Raw genomic sequence first — 17,020 nt, 5'->3', positions numbered from 1 at the left:
CTCGTACTCGAAGATCGATGAAGGCTTACGCTTGATCACCAGCTTTGGCAACGCCCGTGGCTCCCGCTTCAACTGCTCGAACACGATGTCGTCGGTCAGGTGGTTCTGGTACAGGTGGCAATCACCAAAGGTATGGACGAACTCCCCCACACCCAGATCGCACTGCTGGGCAATCATGTGAGTCAGTAACGCGTAGGACGCGATATTGAACGGAACACCCAGGAACAGGTCGGCACTGCGCTGATAGAGCTGACAGGAGAGCTTGCCGTCGGCGACGTAGAACTGGAACAGGCAGTGGCACGGAGCCAAGGCCATGCGACCCTGGCGGACGTTGTCCTGGGGGCCAATGGATTCATCCGGGAGCTCAGCCGGGTTCCACGCCGAGACAATCAACCGGCGTGAATTGGGCTTGTTGCGAATCTGGTCAATCACTTCGCTGATCTGGTCGATGGTGCTGCCATCCGGGCAATGCCAGCTTCGCCACTGTTTGCCGTAAATAGGACCGAGGTCTCCGTTCTCCAGGGCCCATTCATTCCAGATAGAAACGTTGCGCTCTTTCAGCCAGTTGTTGTCGGTGGAACCCTGCAGGAACCACAACAGCTCCTGGATAATGCTGCGCAGGTGGACTTTCTTGGTGGTCACCAGCGGGAAGCCGTCCTGCAGGTCAAAACGAATCTGGCGACCGAAGACCGAGCGGGTGCCGACGCCGGTGCGGTCACCGCGGTCCATACCGTTGTCCACCACGTCTTTCATCAGGTCGAGATAGGCTTTCATTCAGCGTTTCTCCGGTAAGCAATAACGATCAGAACGGCGCCCGCCAGGATCATCGGGAACGACAACACCTGCCCCATGGTCAGCCAGTCGAAGGCCAGGTAACCCAGCTGGGGATCGGGCTGGCGAACAAACTCCACCAGGAAGCGGAAGATACCGTAACACGCCAGGAACAGGCCTGAGACCGCCATGCGAGGTCTCGGCTTGGACGAAAACCACCACAGGACGATGAACAGCAGGACACCTTCCAGCGCAAACTGGTAAAGCTGGGACGGGTGCCGGGCCAGGCTGTCCGGCGCGGTACGGAAAACCATACCCCAGGCAACATCCGTGGGTTTGCCCCAGAGTTCGCCGTTGATGAAGTTGCCGATGCGACCAGCACCCAGGCCAACCGGCACCAGTGGTGCGACGAAATCCGCAATCTGCCAGAAGGTGCGATCCACCTTGCGACCGAACCACCACATGGCGAAGATCACACCTAGCAGGCCACCATGGAAAGACATCCCTCCTTCCCAGACGCGCAATAACATCAGCGGGTCAGCCGCGAAGGCACTGAAATTATAGAAGATCACATAGCCAAAGCGGCCGCCCAATATCACCCCAAGGGCAATGTAGAACAGCATGTCCCCCATCTGCACTTCGGTAATCGGCGACCAGGGCTTGCGGGCGCGAAGGCGGCCCAGCCACCAGCCCACAAGAAATCCGACCAGGTAGGTCAAGCCATACCAGTGTATTTTCAAAGGCCCGAAAGCAATGGCCACCGGATCGATTTGCGGATGCTGGAGCATCAATAACCCCTCAGGTCAGAACAGAAAACGGATACCTACGACAATCAGGAAGATGGCGAAGATTTTTTTCAACAGGGCTGCGTCCAGGCGATGAGCCAGGTTGGCTCCAACCCGGGCGAACAACACACTGGTCAGAACGATACCCACAAACGCAGGCAGATAGATAAACCCGACACTGAGCTCCGGCAGATCCGGGTTCTGCCATCCGGTGCCAATGTTTGCCAGCGCGCCGGCCACAGCGATGGGCAATCCACAGGCGGCGGAGGTGCCTACCGCTTGCTGCATCCGCACGTTGCACCAGCTCAGGAACGGAACAGTCAGCGTCCCCCCGCCAATGCCAAAAATAGCGGATGCCCAGCCAATACCGGCCCCGGCACTGCCCAGCCCAACGGAACCGGGCACATTGCGGCCAGGTTTGGGGTTGGCACCGAAAAGCATTTTCAAAGCCACCAGAATGACAAACACACCAATGAGCAGCTCCAGGACCTCACCACTGAGCATGGATGCGGTCCAGGCACCCACCACCGCACCGAGCACAATGCCCGCCGTCATGGGGCGGAATATCTCCCAGCGGACGGCGCCGTGGAGATGGTGGGACCGTATTGAACTGATGGAGGTGAAGACAATAGTGGCCAAAGAGGTGCCCACGGCAAGGTGCGCCGCAATGTCGCTACTCACACCCTGCAGGTCAAAACTGAAAATAAGCACCGGAACAATAACCAGCCCGCCACCAATGCCAAACAGGCCGGCCATGGTGCCCGCCAGGGCGCCCAGCACAAGGTACAGGCCAACAACAGCAAAAAGGGTCATACTCAGCCACACGCAGACAGCAAATCAGGCTGGTATGATACACACCGAATCCCTTTTGTTCACTCGCGACTGATGAGCCCGCCACCATGTGCCTGATTGTTTTTAGCGTAAAACAGCATCCTGCCTTTCCATTGGTCGTGGCAGCAAATCGCGATGAGTTCTTTCGCCGGCCCACGGCGGCCATGGACTGGTGGCACAGCGAAACCGCCGGGCGCGATGTTCTGGCGGGACGTGATTTGCAGTCAGGAGGCACCTGGCTCGCAGTCGATGAGGATGGAGCTGTTGCCGCCGTGACCAATGTGCGGGAAGGCTCGCAGGTGACCGGCGCCCACTCCCGTGGCGAACTGCCACTGATGGCGCTGGCAGACAACAGTGATGCGCTCGCAGCCCGGCTGCAGACACGAAAAAGCGATTACTCGGGATTCAATCTGGTCAGGCTGAATCGCCACTCAGGATGGTACTACAGCAACCGTGATGCTCACCCCGGGCGCCATGTTCATCGCGGCACCTACGGCTTGAGCAACCACCTTCTGCAGACCCCATGGCCCAAACTGCTGAGATTGAGAAACTCGGTGACCGATTTGCTTGAAGGTGCGTCGGCGGACCGCACTGATGACCTCCATCACGATCTTATCGAACGCCTGCAGGACACCACGCCGGCGCCCGACCATGAACTACCGGATACCGGTATTGGCAAGGACACCGAGCGCTTTCTGTCTTCGCCGTTCATTATCGGCAGTGACTACGGTACCCGCGCCACGACAGTGGTCACGGTCAGCGCCGTCGGTGAAGTCCGGGTAACGGAACAGTGCTGGGGACCGGAGGGAAAAAAGGAAGGCACAAGGCATTTCTGCTGGCAGCGGTCGGCCTGAAGCTTTGGTATAATCCGCCAAATTCCGCGAAGCAACCGGAGGCCCTTTATGGCCGGTGAGAAAAGCGCGGCGTCCATCGCCGACTTCGAAAAATCCCTGGATGAGCTGGAAAAACTGGTCCATGACCTGGAGCAGGGCGAACTCTCCCTGGAGCAGTCTCTTACTGCATTCGAGCGCGGCGTAAAGCTGACTCGCGAGTGCCAGCAAGCGCTCAAGACGGCGGAACAGCGGGTAGAACAACTGGTGGAAAACAGCGATGGCACACTGGAAACACGCCCTTTTAGCCCGGACGAACCTGCCTGATGCGAACTCCGAACACCCGCCTGGCGGCTTTCCTGGAGCAATGCCGCAATCAGATTGATGCCCAACTTGAGCGCCAGCTTTGTGCATCCGGCCACGGCTCTGAACGCCTGCAACAGGCCATGCGATACAGTGTTCTGGGCGGTGGCAAGCGCATCCGGCCGGCGCTTTGCCTGGCGGCAGCCACGGCGCTTGGCCAGCCTCAGGAAAGTGCGATCGTTCCCGCCTGTTCGCTGGAACTGATTCATGCCTATTCGTTGATTCACGATGACCTGCCCGCCATGGACAACGATGATCTGCGCCGGGGCCGCGCCACCACGCACATCGCCTTTGACGAAGCCACCGCCATATTGGCAGGCGATGCGCTGCAGACCCTTGCGTTCGGCTGGCTGGCCGAAGCGCCGGGACTGGATGATCAGGTGCGCCTTGCAATGATACGTGAATTGGCGACCGCCAGCGGCCACCAGGGCATGGCAGGTGGACAGGCGATAGACCTTGAGTCCGTAGGCAAGCAGCTGACCGTTGAGCAGCTGGAAAATATGCACCGCCACAAAACCGGTGCACTCATTGCGGCCAGTGTCCGGATGGGTGCCCTCACCGCAACCGAGGTGAACGAAGACCAGTTGGCGGCCCTCACGGTTTATTCGCAAACCCTCGGCCTCGCCTTCCAGGTGCAGGATGACTTGCTGGATATCGAGGGCGATACGACTGTGATCGGCAAACCCCAGGGCTCGGATCTGGCCCGATCCAAGCCAACCTATCCCTCGCTGATGGGCGCTGACGGCGCCCGAAACTACCTGTCACAGCTGCTTGAGTCCGCACTGGCCAGCATCGAGATGTTTGGCGAGGAAGGCGACCTGCTCCGGGACATGGCCGGTTACGTAGTGGCACGCACCCATTGATCATCAACGGCTCAGGCATGCACACTGACTTATGAAGGACTGGAGGGGCCCGGCTGGCCCAATCAGTATGAAACCGGGTGCCTTCATCCCCTATAATAGAACCCACATTTTGAATCACCCGGAAAAGACCCGAGCAGATGCAGGATACATATACTTTTAAGGAAATCCCGTCCCAACGGCCCAACACGCCGCTGCTGGACAGGATTGACACTCCCGGGCAACTGCGCGAACTGGCAGCAGAGCAACTGACCCAGCTCGCCAGGGAGCTACGTGCCTTCCTGCTATGGTCGGTGGGACAAACAGGCGGCCACTTCGGCGCCGGCCTGGGTGTCCTGGAACTGACCGTTGCCCTGCATTACGTCTTCAATACCCCGGAAGACCGCCTGGTCTGGGACGTCGGCCACCAGGCCTATCCCCACAAAATCCTGACCGGGCGCCGGGAACGCATGAACAGCATCCGTCGAAAGGATGGCCTGGCCGGCTTCCCGAAACGGGCGGAGAGCGAATACGATACCTTCGGCGTTGGTCACTCCAGCACTTCCATCAGCGCTGCCCTGGGTATGGCCATCGCCTCCCGCATGCAGGGCACTGGTCGCAAGAGCATTGCCGTCATCGGGGATGGTGCCATGACGGCCGGCATGGCGTTCGAAGCCCTGAACCACGCCGGGCATCTGGACGCCAACATGCTGGTGATCCTCAACGACAATGACATGTCTATTTCCCGCAATGTGGGCGGGTTGTCGAACTATTTTGCCAAGCTGTTGGCGAGCCGGACCTACAATCAGGTCCGCGACAGCGGAAAACGGGTGCTTCAGGGCACGCCACAGTTGATGGCGCTGGCCCGCAAGACCGAGGAACACTTCAAGGGCATGATTTCCCCGGGCACGCTGTTTGAGGAGCTAGGGTTCAACTACATCGGCCCAATCGACGGCCACGACCTGCCTCTGCTGCTGGAGACTCTGGAGAACATCCGCGAACTGGACGGACCGCAATTCCTCCACGTGGTCACCACCAAGGGCAAGGGTTTCGCCCCGGCCGAAGCCGATCCAATCGGCTACCATGCCATCAACAAGATCGAACCGGTGCCGCCCAGCAAGCCAGAACCGGTTGCTCCGAAGCCGTCGAAGCTGAAATACGCCAACGTGTTTGGCCAATGGCTCTGCGACGCCGCAGAAGCCGACGACCGCATTGTGGGCATCACCCCCGCCATGTGTGAAGGCTCCGATCTTCTGGCGTTCTCCCAACGCTTCCCGGACCGGTATTTCGACGTCGCCATTGCCGAACAGCATTCCGTCACCCTGGCGGCGGGCCTTGCCTGTGACGGCGCCAAACCAGTGGTGGCGATCTATTCGACGTTCCTGCAGCGTGCCTACGATCAGCTGATCCATGACGTGGCCATACAGAACCTGGACGTCCTGTTCGCGATTGACCGCGCCGGGCTGGTCGGCGAAGACGGCCCCACTCATGCAGGCGCGTTTGACATCAGCTACTTGCGCTGTGTCCCGAACATGATCGTGATGACTCCCTCTGACGAAAACGAAACCCGGCAACTGCTGCACACAGGTATGCTGTTTGAGGGGCCGGCGGCAGTGCGCTACCCGCGGGGCACAGGCCCGGGTGCAGAGATGGTCCGCGAGCTGGCTCCGCTACCGATCGGCAAGGGTCGGCTTGTGAAAGAAGGCTCAGGGGTTGCCATACTCAACTTCGGCACCCTGCTTACGCCTGCACTGGAGGCTGCCAAGTCTCTGGGCGCCACTGTCGCCGACATGCGCTTTGTAAAACCGTTGGATGAAGAGCTCATCCTGGCATTGGCGGAAAAGCATGACCTGCTGGTTACGATTGAAGAGAACGCCATTGCCGGCGGAGCGGGCAGCGCGGTGACGGAATTCCTGAACAGCCGGGATGTCAGCCAGCCTGTGCTTCAGATCGGCCTGCCAGACACCTTCATAGATCACGGTAAGCACGGCGAGTTGCTGTCTTCCTGTGGACTGGATGCCGAAGGTATCAGGCACACTATTGAAACCCGCCTGGAGCGAATGAAGTACAACCAGTCGCTAAAGGCGGTTCAATAAACACGCGAAGAGATCACATCAGACGGCGGGATCGTCGTCCTGGTGGGTCTCGAACCAGTGTCCGAGCTTGCTCTGCTTGGTATTGAGGTAATGCTCATTGTGGGGGTTGCGCCCTACGTGCAGAGGGACGCGCTCCGCTATTTCTATACCCAGATCGGTCAAAGCATCTACCTTACGGGGGTTATTGGTCATCAGCCTCAGGCTACGAATGCCCAGGTGTGCCAACATATCCCGGCACATGCTGTAGTCCCGCAAGTCAGCCGCAAAACCGAGTTGTTCGTTGGCTTCCACCGTATCCGCACCCTGATCCTGCAGGTTGTAGGCACGAATCTTGTTCAGGAGCCCAATACCCCGGCCTTCCTGGCGCAGGTACATAAGAATGCCCCGGCCTTCGCGGGCAATACTGCGCAAGGCTTCTTCCAACTGATAACCACAGTCACAGCGCATGCTGTACAGGGCATCACCGGTCAGGCACTCGGAGTGGGTCCGCGCCAGCATCGGCTCCGGACTGTTGAGGTCACCCAGCGTAAGCGCCACGTGCTCCTTTCCGGTGTCCGGCTCTTCAAAGCCGTGCATGTCGAAAACGCCGAAAGGGGTTGGCAGCCGGCAAGTCTGGATGTAACGAACAGCCACAGTGTTTCCTCGTGGTTCAGTCAATCGAGCGGCGCATTCTATCACGAGGCCAGCGCCCTGGCGTAGTCTCTGTATGATGGATCCTACGAACCGGAGTCAGAAGCAGACCAGTGGCCACTACGCCCACCCTTCTTCTCCAACAGGCGGACATTGTCCACAACCATCCCGCGATCAACGGCCTTGCACATATCGTAGAGGGTCAGTGCCGCCACGCTGGCGGCTGTCAGGGCCTCCATCTCAACACCGGTCTGGCCGGAGAGCTTGCAGCGAGTGGCGATGTGAATCGAAGCGCCGTCCTTGCCCGGCGTCAGCTCTACCTTTACCGAGGTCAGGTTCAGCGCGTGGCAAAGCGGAATCAGCTCGTGGGTTTTCTTGGCCGCCATGATACCGGCAACCCGCGCCACCGCCAGCACATCTCCCTTGGGATGCTGCCCTTCCACAATCATTGCCAGGGTGTCCGGCGCCATCCGAATCAGCGCCTCGGCCCTGGCCTCACGCTCGGTAACAGCCTTGGACGTAACGTCTACCATGCGCGCGGCGCCAGTATCGTCAAGATGCGTCAGTTTGCTCACGGTGTCTCCCAAAATCGTTGATAAAAGCGGCCTTCACGGATCTATCATACCAGAGCGTACAGAACTGGCGGCGGGATCAGTATCCGTTCCCTGACCACCAGAAACCAATACCCGCAATGCCCTGAGCGCCAGCCTGCCGTGCTGCGAGGATATCATCAGGGACAAGCCCGCCAAGGGCATAAACAGGAATCGCGGCGCCTGCGACCAGCTCCTGGAAACGCTCCCACCCAATTCCCGGCGCGCCAGGATGGGAAGAGGTAGGCTTTACCGGTCCCAGGGTAATGAAGTCTGCCTGGAGCTGTTCTGCATGGGCAATTTCCTCTTCATCGTGACAGGAGATTGCCAGCAGGTAGCCCTCGGGTATCGGCCGGGAGGAAAACTGCCGGGCCTCCCGCCACGGCAGGTGCAAACCGGTGGCCTGGGGCAGGCACTCAAGCAGCGGCGGGGCACCGTGAAGCATCAGCAGCGAATCGCTGGCGCGACACGCCTCCAGTGACCAGCCCGCCAACCGCTCGTAGACCTCATCGCTTAGTCCCGGTGCCCTGAACAGGCACACCTGTGGGCGCGTTTCGAGCAAGCGCTGACGAAGTTGTTCAGGGAATGCCGAGGGATCGCCAGCAGAACCGGTAATGGCATAGCGACGAGGCAGCTTCAGGGCGCGGATAATCGGACGGTTTGCAGCGGGGAAATCAACATCCGCCAGGTCCTGGACATCGAGCCATTGTATCGCCTGCCCTTCACGGCCCTCGGGGTCGCCTTCAGCGGAAGAGGTTTCCCAGACGTCAAGAAACACCCGCTTGTCGCCATAATCGTGGCGAACTCCAATCACCGGCTCAAGCAGGTCCGGATTTATCCGCAACCCGGTCTCTTCCCGAATCTCCCTGACCAGGGCCTGTTGGACCGTTTCACCGGTCTCAACCTTGCCACCCGGAAACTCAAGCAAACCACCCTGGTGAACATGGTCCGGCCGACGGGCGATCAATACCTTCCCATCACGAAAGACAACACCCACCGCAACGTGTATTTCCTGAACCGGCGTCATAATCAGGTGCGATACTCAGCATTGATGGTGACGTAGTCATGGGAAAAGTCGCAGGTCCACACCCGTTCACTGACATTCCCCCGCCCGAGATCAATGTGGATGGTAATTTCCTCACCGTCCATCACGGCCTGCCCGCGGGACTCGCTGTAATCCGCAGCACGGCCACCATTGCGGACCAGGCACACATCTCCCAGCCAGATCTCGAGGGCGTTCAGGTCCAGCCCGGCGACACCAGCACGCCCCACGGCAGCCAGTATCCGCCCCCAGTTGGGATCGGATGCAAACAGTGCGGTTTTGACCAGTGGTGAGTGAGCGACCGTATAGGCAACGTCCAGCGCCTCCTGTACCGATGTCGCGCGGCTCACTTCAATAGTGACAAACTTGGTGGCACCTTCGCCGTCGCGAACAATCGCGTGCGCCAGCTCGAGGAACACCTCTCGTAGCGCATCCCTGAGCTTTGGCAGGGACGGGCTATCGGCCGCGATTTCAGGGCCGCCGGACTGACCGCTGGCAATGAGCATGCAGGCATCGTTGGTGGACGTGTCACCGTCGATGGTAATCCGATTGAACGACGCCTCTCCTAATTCTGACGCAAGGCTCGCCAACACATCCGGTGCGATATTCGCATCGGTGGCAATAAAGCCCAGCATGGTAGCCATATTGGGGCGGATCATGCCCGCCCCCTTACTGATACCGGATATGGATACCGCTTGGCCATCCAGATCAATCTGGCGCGAGGCACCCTTGGGACGAGTGTCGGTGGTCATGATCCCAGACGCCGCTTCAGCCCAGTGGGACTCCGAGACATCCGCCAGTGCTTGCGGCAACGCGCTGACAATTTTACCAACCGGCAGTGGCTCCCCGATAACCCCTGTCGAAAACGGCAGCACGCTACCAGCGGGGACACCGGCGTGATCCGCCAAAGCCTGACAACAGGCCTGGGCATCCTTCATACCTTGTTCGCCGGTGCCGGCATTGGCATTGCCTGTGTTGATCAGCAGGTAGCGCGGTGCATCGCTTGCCAGATGGCTTCGCGTGACGTGAACAGGGGCCGCGCAAAACTGATTACGGGTGAAAATACCGGCCACTCTGCTACCCGGCGCCAACTCTATAACCACCAGATCCTTCTTGCCGGGTTTCTTGATACCGGCACTGCCGATACCCAGCCTGACACCGGCCACCGGGAAAAACGTCGGCAAGGTTCCTGGACCAACTGCCATTTTTACTCTCCTTTCGTCATGATCGGCTTCTACCCGGCGACCCGGCCGGAACACCGGTTACCAAACGAAAAACCCGCAACCTGTCGATCAGGGTGCGGGCCTTAGTTCGCTCACTCAGCGGCGGAAATCAGTTTACCTTTCCACAACACTGCTTGTACTTCTTGCCAGACCCGCATGGACAAGGCTCGTTTCGCCCTACCTTTCGGTCCTGTCGCACAAAGGTCTCCGGCGTTCCCTGAGGCTGCTGGGTAGCAGCTCCATCTGCGCTGTCATCCTGCCTGTGCTGTGCGGTGGCGCTGGTTTCATCGTGGCGCAGTCGCGCCTGGGCAAGCTCCCGCTCCAGCTCTTCCTTGCGGCGGCGTTCCACCTCTTCCATTTCTTCACGGCTCTGAACACGGACATGAGACAACACCCGGACCACATCACGCTTCATGGTTTCCAGCATGCTTTCAAACAGGTTAAAGGCCTCGCGCTTGTACTCCTGCTTGGGGTTCTTCTGGGCATAACCACGCAGGTGGATTCCACGGCGCAGGTGATCCATGTTTGATAGATGCTCTTTCCAGAGCGTGTCGAGCACTTGCAGGAACACCTGCTTCTCGAACTTGCGCATGGGCTCGGAGCCCGCCAGTTCCTCTTTGGCGTCGTAGGCCGCGACAATCTCTTCCAGAATACGCTGACGCAGATTCTCTTCGTAGAGCTTGCTGTCCTCGTCCAGCCATTTCTGAACAGGCAGGTTGATGGCCATCTCCGATTGCAGCTGGCTCTCCAGGCCGGCAACATCCCATTGCTCCGGCATGCTCTGCGGCGGGATGAACTCACTGACCAGAGAGTCCACCACATCCTCGCGAATGGTTTTAATCATCTCGGAAACGTCTTCCGAGGACATGACCTCGTTACGCTGATCATAGATCACCGTACGCTGGTCGTTGGCAACATCATCGTATTCCAGCAGGGTTTTCCGCATATCGAAGTTGCGGCCTTCCACCTTGCGCTGGGATTTTTCAATGGCGTTGGTGACCATTCGATGCTCGATGGCCTCGCCTTTTTTCATCCCCATGGCCTGCATCAGGCTCTTCACCCGATCCGGCGCGAATATCCGCATCAGGTTATCTTCTAGCGACAGGAAGAACCGTGATGAACCAGGATCGCCCTGACGACCGGCACGGCCTCGAAGCTGATTGTCGATACGGCGGGATTCGTGACGCTCGGTACCAATGATGTGCAGACCACCAGCCTCAAGCACCTGGTTGTGGCGCTCGGTCCATTCGGCCTTGGTGCGGGCAATTTCCTCTTCGGTTGGGCTTTCCATACCCGCCACTTCAAATTCCCAGTTACCACCCAGCACAATATCCGTACCACGGCCGGCCATGTTGGTGGCAATGGTGACTGCACCCGGGCGACCGGCCTGGGCAATGATCTGGGCCTCACTCTCATGCTGTTTGGCGTTCAGGATCTTGTGGTCAATCCGCGCCTTCTTGAGCAGCATGGACAGAAGCTCAGAGGCCTCAATTGAGGCCGTGCCCACCAGGATTGGTCGGCCCTCAGCCGTCACGTCCTTGATCTCATCAATGATGGCGTGGAACTTTTCTTCCTGAGTCAGGTAGATCAGATCGTTGTAATCGATTCGCTGGATGGGCTTGTTGGGTGGAATAACAACCACGTCCAGGCCGTAGATCTGGCGAAATTCAAACGCCTCGGTGTCCGCGGTACCGGTCATGCCGGCGAGCTTGTCGTAAAGACGGAAATAATTCTGGAAAGTGGTGGATGCCAGGGTCTGGCTCTCTGCCTGAATGCGAACACCTTCCTTGGCTTCAATCGACTGGTGCAGACCTTCACTCCAGCGACGGCCCGGCATGGTACGACCTGTGTGCTCGTCAACGATCACCACCTGATCGCCCTGGACAATGTAATCCACGTCCTTCTGGAACAGATGATGAGCTCGGAGGGCCGAGTGGACGTGATGCAACAGGCTAAGGTTGGCTGCGGAGTACAGGCTCTCACCTTCCTTCAGCAAGCCCCTTTCCAACAACAGCTCTTCCACTTTTTCATGGCCGGTTTCGGTCAATTCCACCTGACGGGATTTCTCATCGATGGTGAAATCGCCACTGGGCTCACCCTCTTCACTGACTTCACCCATCTCAAGGCTTGGCACAAGCTCGTTGATCGCCAGGTAAAGTTTTGAACTGTCCTCCGCAGCGCCAGAGATGATCAGCGGGGTACGGGCTTCGTCGATCAGGATCGAGTCCACTTCGTCCACGATGGCAAAGTGGAGGCCGCGCTGCACCTTGTCTTCCGTGCTGAAGGCCATGTTGTCGCGAAGATAGTCAAAGCCGAACTCGTTGTTCGTGCCGTAGGTAATATCCGCCTGATAGGCAGCCCGCTTCTCTTCAGGCGGCTGGCCGGCTACGACAACACCTACCTGTAGCCCCAGGAAGCGATACAGCTTCCCCATCCATTCGGCATCGCGGCGAGCCAGGTAGTCGTTCACAGTGACCAGATGCACGCCCTTGCCAGTCAGAGCATTCAGATACACGGCCAGCGTCGCTACCAGCGTTTTACCTTCGCCGGTTTTCATCTCGGAAATACGGCCTTCGTGAAGCGTGATACCGCCGATCATCTGCACGTCGTAGTGGCGCATCCCCATGACTCGACGACTTGCCTCACGGGTGGTGGCAAACGCTTCGGGAAGCAATGCGTCAAGGCTTTCACCTTCGTCATAGCGACGGCGAAACTCCGCAGTCTTGCCTTGCAACTCGGTGTCGGACAAATTGCCATACTGCTCTTCAAGCTCATTAATACGCGATACGGTTTTGCGCATTCGCTTGATTTCTCTGGCGTTCTTACTGCCGAACATCTTGGTTGCAAGCTTTGTGAACATAGACCACTGCTTCTTTGATTAAACGGAGGAAGCCGGCATTCTAACCTTATTTCGCAGCAGTACAAAAGTCAGGCCTCACAGAAGCCTGTCACAACGCTGAAAAGATTGAAAAAAGAGTGCCGGACGGGGACAACGGGAAGAGATCAGGCGCCCTCACAGGCGCCTCTACAAGCGGCTAGCGGCTAGCTCGTTTGATGTAGGTTTCCGGATTCTCGGATTTGCCGTTGCGGATTACTTCAAAATGCACGTGAGGCCCGGTGGAACGGCCTGTGCTGCCCATCAGAGCCAGCACCTGCCCCTTCTGGACAACGTCGCCCACTTTGACCTTGATGGTCTTGGCATGGGCGTAGCGGGTTACCAGGCCATCGCCGTGGTCCACCTCAACGAGGTTGCCGTAGCCATAGCGCTCGTCGGCATAAGTGACCACGCCACCCGCCACGGAGATAATGTCGCTACCTTCCTTGCCAGCCAGGTCCACACCGGCGTGCCAGGTACGCTTACCGGTGAACGGATCGGAACGATAGCCGTATTTCGAGGACAGCCAACCCCAGGTAATAGGACGACCCTCCACGAAGAGCTCTTTCTCGAGTTTCTGGCGGGAAGTAACCATATCCAGCATGCGCAATTGCTGCTCCCGATCTTCAATGCGGCGGGCAAGCTGATCAATCATGCTGGTCAGTTCTGGCGCGGTGAAAGAGTCGCCATCAAGACTTTCCTCGGGGCCACCGACGGCAGCTGGCTGATCAAAGTCGAATTCGTCGCTGGCCACCAGGCCCGACTCCAGAAAACGCTGCCCGAGGGCATCAAGCCTGAGCAGACGCCCCTGCATCTCACCCAGCCGCAGCGTTAAGGCATCAACCTGCTGCTGGACGTTCTGCTCGATCCGTGCCAGCTCTATCTTCTGTTCGCCCAGCCGGGATTGCCACTGAGCGACCAATTCCGATTCTGCAGGCTCCGCCGGTTCAATCTGGCTCACCGCCACCTTATAGCCGGACCAGCCCGCCAGTACCAACAGTGCAGTCACGAATAACACCGCGCCTGCCAGGACAGGGGCGTTTACCGAAACCGTGCGGGATTTCCCATGGCGTTTGCCAACGAGGATAATGTTCATATCGTCTTCTGGTTTCATGTGGACGCAACCTGATCCTGTAGTGTTGCATCCAGAGTGTTCTGACTGGGCCTGCCGGGGCATCCTTTGCCAGATTGCGGATTTCCTATCCGACTACTCAATCCTGGGCAGCATAAATCGCGTCTGAAAACGCACGTGCTATCCATTGCAACGACTACGTTTAATAAAATAGCAGCCGCCCGTGGACATACACACACCAGACAATGTAAAACGAGTGTAATACAGGCTCTGCCTATTAACCGTGCCGAAGTGTAACCAATCGTTACCGTTGTCGTCGAGAATTACTGATTGCCATGAAAAAGAAAACCGACCTCGAATTGACTCCGGACAGCTTCTCCAGGGCTTCAACCCTGCGTGAACTGATGGCAAAAGCCCAGCATCATACTCAGGCGGAACAACTCGTTCTCGCTGCGCTTCCGGAAAGTCTTGCCAAAGGCACACGGTTTGTCAGTTGCCGTGACGGGGAGCTGGTCCTGTCGGCTACGGCAGCCACCACCGCCAGCCAGATTCGTTTCCGCCAGCATGAAATCATGGAAGAACTTCGCAAACAGGAGCTGTTCCGTTTCGTCTGGAAACTCAAGGTCAAGGTCGCTCCGCCGCGATTCAGCGAGCGTCCGAAAGCAAAAATGACGCCCCTCAGTAACGAAAATGCCCGGCTCCTCAAAGAGGAAGCCGGGCACACGAAGGACAAACAATTACGCGAGGTTCTCGAAAAACTCGCAAGCCACGTCCGGGATTAAGGCGTCCTGCCTCAGCCCGCCGCCAGCACAGGTTTCATGTAGGAAATCGGGGCAGCGGCCTCGTCGTCGAAGGTCACCACTTCCCACGCATCCTCTTCTGCCCTGAGCTTGCGCAGCAGCTTGTTGTTCAGGTCGTGGCCGGATTTAATACCACGGAACTCGCCAATCAGGCTGTTGCCCAACTGGTAGAGGTCACCGATGGCATCCAGCAGCTTGTGCTTGACGAATTCGTCGTCGTAACGCAGACCGTCTTCGTTGAGGATTTTGTAATCGTCAACGACGATGGCATTGTCAACGCTTCCGCCCAACGCCAGGTTCATCGCACGCAACTTTTCAATATCACGCATGAAACCAAACGTCCGTGCGCGGCTGACTTCCTTCACAAACGACGTGCTGGAAAAGTCAACGGTTGCGGTCTGGGCGCGCCCCTTGAAGACAGGGTGGTCAAAGTCGATACCGAAGCTGACCTTGAAGCCTTCGAAAGGCAGCAGAGTCGCCTTCTTGTCACCTTCTTCAACCGTTACTTCGCGCTTGATGCGGATGAAACGCTTGGCGGCGTCCTGCTCGGCAATACCGGCGGACTGCAGAAGAAACACAAACGGACCGGCAGAGCCGTCCATAATGGGCACTTCCGCGGCGCTGAGCTCGACGAAACAGTTATCAATCCCGAGACCAGCCATGGCTGACAACAAATGCTCCACTGTTGCAACCCGGACACCGTCTTTCAGCAGTGTCGTGGAAAGCATGGTCTCACCAACGTTTTCCGCGCAGGCACGGATTTCAACCACAGGGTCAAGATCGGTACGGCGAAAAACGATCCCCGAGTCCACCGGAGCGGGCTTCAGGGTCAGATACACTTTCTCCCCCGAGTGCAAGCCAACGCCGGTGGCGCGGATGGTGTTCTTAAGTGTCCGTTGTCTGATCATCGGTACATATTTCCGTCACATAAAAGCGATATAGTCTGGGCAAAATTCTGCCCGGAGAATACCAGAAAGTAAGACTGAATACCATTTAACCAATCGTTAACCTTTGATTGGCCTCCCGGCACAAGTCCGGACTGATAGTCAGCACACGTAATTCGGTCGCAAAGGTTCCATTACCGAATACATTTGCAACAGATTATCAGTCAGCCTGACGGCGAAGGAATGCGGGAATATCGAGATAGTCGACTCCCTGCTCCTCGCTGTCCTTGCTCTGATCAATCGCCACATTGCCGTGAGCCACGGCGCGACGACGCAGAACGGCCGGACGGTCAAGCTGGTTGTAATCCGTTGTGCCATCCAGGCTACGGGTGTTGTCCACCACCTTGGTCGGCTTCTCGCGGTCACCGCCCAGGCCGGTCGCAACCACCGTCACCTTGAGTTCGTCAGTCATTTCCGGATCAATCACGGTACCCACGACCACCGTGGCGGAATCCGAAGCGAATTCACGAACAATGTCGCCAACCTCAGAGAATTCTCCCAGGTTGAGATCCATACCTGCGGTGATGTTGACCAGGATACCCTTGGCACCCTGCAGGTTGATGTCTTCCAGAAGCGGGCTTCGAACAGCGGCTTCTGCAGCTTCGCGGGCGCGGTTCTCGCCAGTGGCACGCGCCGTACCCATCATGGCGTTGCCCATCTCCGACATAACGGTTTTTACGTCGGCGAAGTCCACGTTGATCATACCGTTGCGGGTAATCAGGTCAGCAATACCCTGAACCGCCCCCAACAGCACATCGTTTGCTGAACCAAACGCGTCCAGCAGGCTGGTTTTCTTACCCATCACCGCCAACAACTTTTCGTTGGGGATGGTGATCAGCGAGTCAACGGTTTCCTCCAGCTCCTTGAGGCCGGCTTCCGCCACACTCATGCGCTTGCCACCTTCAAACATGAATGGCTTGGTAACAACGGCAACGGTCAGGATACCCATTTCCCGGGCCACTTCAGCCACAACCGGAGCGGCACCGGTACCGGTTCCGCCGCCCATGCCGGCGGTAATGAACACCATGTCGGCGCCTTTCAGCGACTCGGCGATGCGATCACGGTCTTCCAGAGCGGATTGACGCCCTACTTCCGGGTTGGCACCGGCACCCAGCCCTTTGGTGATATTGCCGCCAAGCTGAATAATCTGACGTGCATCCAGGTCCGTCAGGGCCTGAGCGTCGGTGTTGGCGCAAATAAACTCCACGCCTTCGATATCACTGTTGAGCATGTGGCGAACGGCATTGCCGCCACCACCGCCAACGCCTACTACTTTAATGACAGCGTTTTGCTGGACATTATCGACGAGTTCAAACATTTCCCCTACTC

16 protein-coding genes are annotated in these 17,020 nt (G+C 58.1%); 5 read left to right on the top strand and 11 right to left on the bottom strand.

The genetic code is table 11. From position 1 onward, the window contains the following. The 3 genes from AXW11_RS15045 to AXW11_RS15035 all read right to left on the bottom strand — a co-directional run. A partial coding sequence (locus AXW11_RS15045; RefSeq protein ID WP_286792446.1) for a thymidylate synthase occupies positions 1-774 on the bottom strand: 774 nt, incomplete at its 3' end. Next, entirely contained in the window at positions 771-1,559 is a 789-nt protein-coding gene (gene lgt / locus AXW11_RS15040; protein WP_041333412.1) for a prolipoprotein diacylglyceryl transferase, read from the bottom strand. The genes lgt and AXW11_RS15045, both read right to left, overlap by 4 nt. 15 nt (positions 1,560-1,574) lie before the next feature. Further along, entirely contained in the window at positions 1,575-2,369 is a 795-nt protein-coding gene (locus AXW11_RS15035) for a sulfite exporter TauE/SafE family protein (RefSeq protein WP_041336556.1), read from the bottom strand. Between the two features lie 86 nt (positions 2,370-2,455). Here AXW11_RS15035 and AXW11_RS15030 point away from each other — a divergent pair, with 86 nt between their 5' ends. The 4 genes from AXW11_RS15030 to dxs all read left to right on the top strand — a co-directional run bounded on the left by AXW11_RS15030 (position 2,456) and on the right by dxs (position 6,515). After that, a complete protein-coding gene (locus tag AXW11_RS15030) occupies positions 2,456-3,241 on the top strand; it encodes an NRDE family protein (protein WP_041333410.1) in 786 nt (261 codons plus the stop codon). A 48-nt stretch (positions 3,242-3,289) separates the two neighbouring features. Next, complete coding sequence (locus AXW11_RS15025; protein WP_036203780.1) at positions 3,290-3,544, top strand: exodeoxyribonuclease VII small subunit; 255 nt, start codon at positions 3,290-3,292, stop codon at positions 3,542-3,544. Further along, positions 3,544-4,443 (top strand): polyprenyl synthetase family protein, encoded by a 900-nt coding sequence (locus AXW11_RS15020; RefSeq protein ID WP_041333409.1) that lies wholly within the window; start codon positions 3,544-3,546, stop codon positions 4,441-4,443. Before AXW11_RS15025 ends, AXW11_RS15020 begins: the two co-directional genes overlap by 1 nt. A 137-nt stretch (positions 4,444-4,580) precedes the next feature. Beyond that, positions 4,581-6,515 carry a 1-deoxy-D-xylulose-5-phosphate synthase gene (gene dxs / locus AXW11_RS15015; RefSeq protein WP_036203773.1) on the top strand — a complete coding sequence of 645 codons (1,935 nt, stop codon included), beginning with the start codon at positions 4,581-4,583 and terminating at the stop codon, positions 6,513-6,515. An 18-nt stretch (positions 6,516-6,533) separates the two neighbouring features. Here dxs and ribA read toward each other — a convergent pair whose 3' ends face one another. From ribA to AXW11_RS14985, 6 genes are all read right to left on the bottom strand, one after another. After that, positions 6,534-7,148, bottom strand: coding sequence for a GTP cyclohydrolase II (ribA, locus tag AXW11_RS15010; protein WP_007154564.1), 615 nt, complete (start codon positions 7,146-7,148; stop codon positions 6,534-6,536). Between the two features lie 83 nt (positions 7,149-7,231). Further along, positions 7,232-7,720 carry a cyclic pyranopterin monophosphate synthase MoaC gene (gene moaC, locus AXW11_RS15005; RefSeq protein WP_007154565.1) on the bottom strand — a complete coding sequence of 163 codons (489 nt, stop codon included), beginning with the start codon at positions 7,718-7,720 and terminating at the stop codon, positions 7,232-7,234. Positions 7,721-7,796: 76 nt separating this feature from the next. Further along, positions 7,797-8,762 carry a Nudix family hydrolase gene (locus AXW11_RS15000; protein WP_036203770.1) on the bottom strand — a complete coding sequence of 322 codons (966 nt, stop codon included), beginning with the start codon at positions 8,760-8,762 and terminating at the stop codon, positions 7,797-7,799. A 2-nt stretch (positions 8,763-8,764) separates the two neighbouring features. Further along, a complete protein-coding gene (argJ, locus tag AXW11_RS14995; RefSeq protein WP_091644113.1) occupies positions 8,765-9,982 on the bottom strand; it encodes a bifunctional glutamate N-acetyltransferase/amino-acid acetyltransferase ArgJ in 1,218 nt (405 codons plus the stop codon). Positions 9,983-10,109: 127 nt separating this feature from the next. Beyond that, positions 10,110-12,860 (bottom strand): preprotein translocase subunit SecA, encoded by a 2,751-nt coding sequence (gene secA, locus AXW11_RS14990; RefSeq protein WP_041333407.1) that lies wholly within the window; start codon positions 12,858-12,860, stop codon positions 10,110-10,112. A gap of 175 nt (positions 12,861-13,035) precedes the next feature. Further along, complete coding sequence (locus AXW11_RS14985; protein WP_036203762.1) at positions 13,036-13,989, bottom strand: M23 family metallopeptidase; 954 nt, start codon at positions 13,987-13,989, stop codon at positions 13,036-13,038. A 293-nt stretch (positions 13,990-14,282) separates the two neighbouring features. On the opposite strand from AXW11_RS14985, the gene AXW11_RS14980 reads away from it, so the two are divergent. Continuing rightward, on the top strand, positions 14,283-14,729 hold the full coding sequence (locus AXW11_RS14980) for a DUF721 domain-containing protein (RefSeq protein ID WP_036203758.1): 447 nt from the start codon (positions 14,283-14,285) through the stop codon (positions 14,727-14,729). An 11-nt stretch (positions 14,730-14,740) separates the two neighbouring features. Here AXW11_RS14980 and lpxC read toward each other — a convergent pair whose 3' ends face one another. Together lpxC and ftsZ are read right to left on the bottom strand one after the other, a co-directional pair. Then, the gene (gene lpxC / locus AXW11_RS14975; RefSeq protein WP_007154571.1) at positions 14,741-15,655 is read right to left on the bottom strand and encodes a UDP-3-O-acyl-N-acetylglucosamine deacetylase; all 915 of its coding nucleotides are present in this window, start codon (positions 15,653-15,655) and stop codon (positions 14,741-14,743) included. Between the two features lie 196 nt (positions 15,656-15,851). Next, positions 15,852-17,009, bottom strand: a complete 1,158-nt coding sequence (gene ftsZ / locus AXW11_RS14970; RefSeq protein ID WP_007154572.1) for a cell division protein FtsZ — start codon at positions 17,007-17,009, stop codon at positions 15,852-15,854. Positions 17,010-17,020: the final 11 nt, after the last annotated feature.

Source organism: Marinobacter sp. Hex_13, assembly GCF_001566815.1.
Taxonomy (GTDB): domain Bacteria; phylum Pseudomonadota; class Gammaproteobacteria; order Pseudomonadales; family Oleiphilaceae; genus Marinobacter; species Marinobacter salarius.
Note: the sequence above shows the minus strand (reverse complement) of the source record. Positions and strands in the feature narration are given on the sequence as shown.

Coding starts and splice junctions, on each gene's coding strand:
- AXW11_RS15035 (WP_041336556.1), bottom strand. CDS start 2,369: ATGACCCTTTTTGCTGTTGTTGGCCTGTACCTTGTGCTGGGCGCCCTG.
- argJ (WP_091644113.1), bottom strand. CDS start 9,982: ATGGCAGTTGGTCCAGGAACCTTGCCGACGTTTTTCCCGGTGGCCGGT.
- AXW11_RS15030 (WP_041333410.1), top strand. CDS start 2,456: ATGTGCCTGATTGTTTTTAGCGTAAAACAGCATCCTGCCTTTCCATTG.
- ftsZ (WP_007154572.1), bottom strand. CDS start 17,009: ATGTTTGAACTCGTCGATAATGTCCAGCAAAACGCTGTCATTAAAGTA.
- dxs (WP_036203773.1), top strand. CDS start 4,581: ATGCAGGATACATATACTTTTAAGGAAATCCCGTCCCAACGGCCCAAC.
- AXW11_RS15020 (WP_041333409.1), top strand. CDS start 3,544: ATGCGAACTCCGAACACCCGCCTGGCGGCTTTCCTGGAGCAATGCCGC.
- AXW11_RS15025 (WP_036203780.1), top strand. CDS start 3,290: ATGGCCGGTGAGAAAAGCGCGGCGTCCATCGCCGACTTCGAAAAATCC.
- AXW11_RS15000 (WP_036203770.1), bottom strand. CDS start 8,762: ATGACGCCGGTTCAGGAAATACACGTTGCGGTGGGTGTTGTCTTTCGT.
- AXW11_RS14980 (WP_036203758.1), top strand. CDS start 14,283: ATGAAAAAGAAAACCGACCTCGAATTGACTCCGGACAGCTTCTCCAGG.
- AXW11_RS14985 (WP_036203762.1), bottom strand. CDS start 13,989: ATGAAACCAGAAGACGATATGAACATTATCCTCGTTGGCAAACGCCAT.
- lpxC (WP_007154571.1), bottom strand. CDS start 15,655: ATGATCAGACAACGGACACTTAAGAACACCATCCGCGCCACCGGCGTT.
- lgt (WP_041333412.1), bottom strand. CDS start 1,559: ATGCTCCAGCATCCGCAAATCGATCCGGTGGCCATTGCTTTCGGGCCT.
- secA (WP_041333407.1), bottom strand. CDS start 12,860: ATGTTCACAAAGCTTGCAACCAAGATGTTCGGCAGTAAGAACGCCAGA.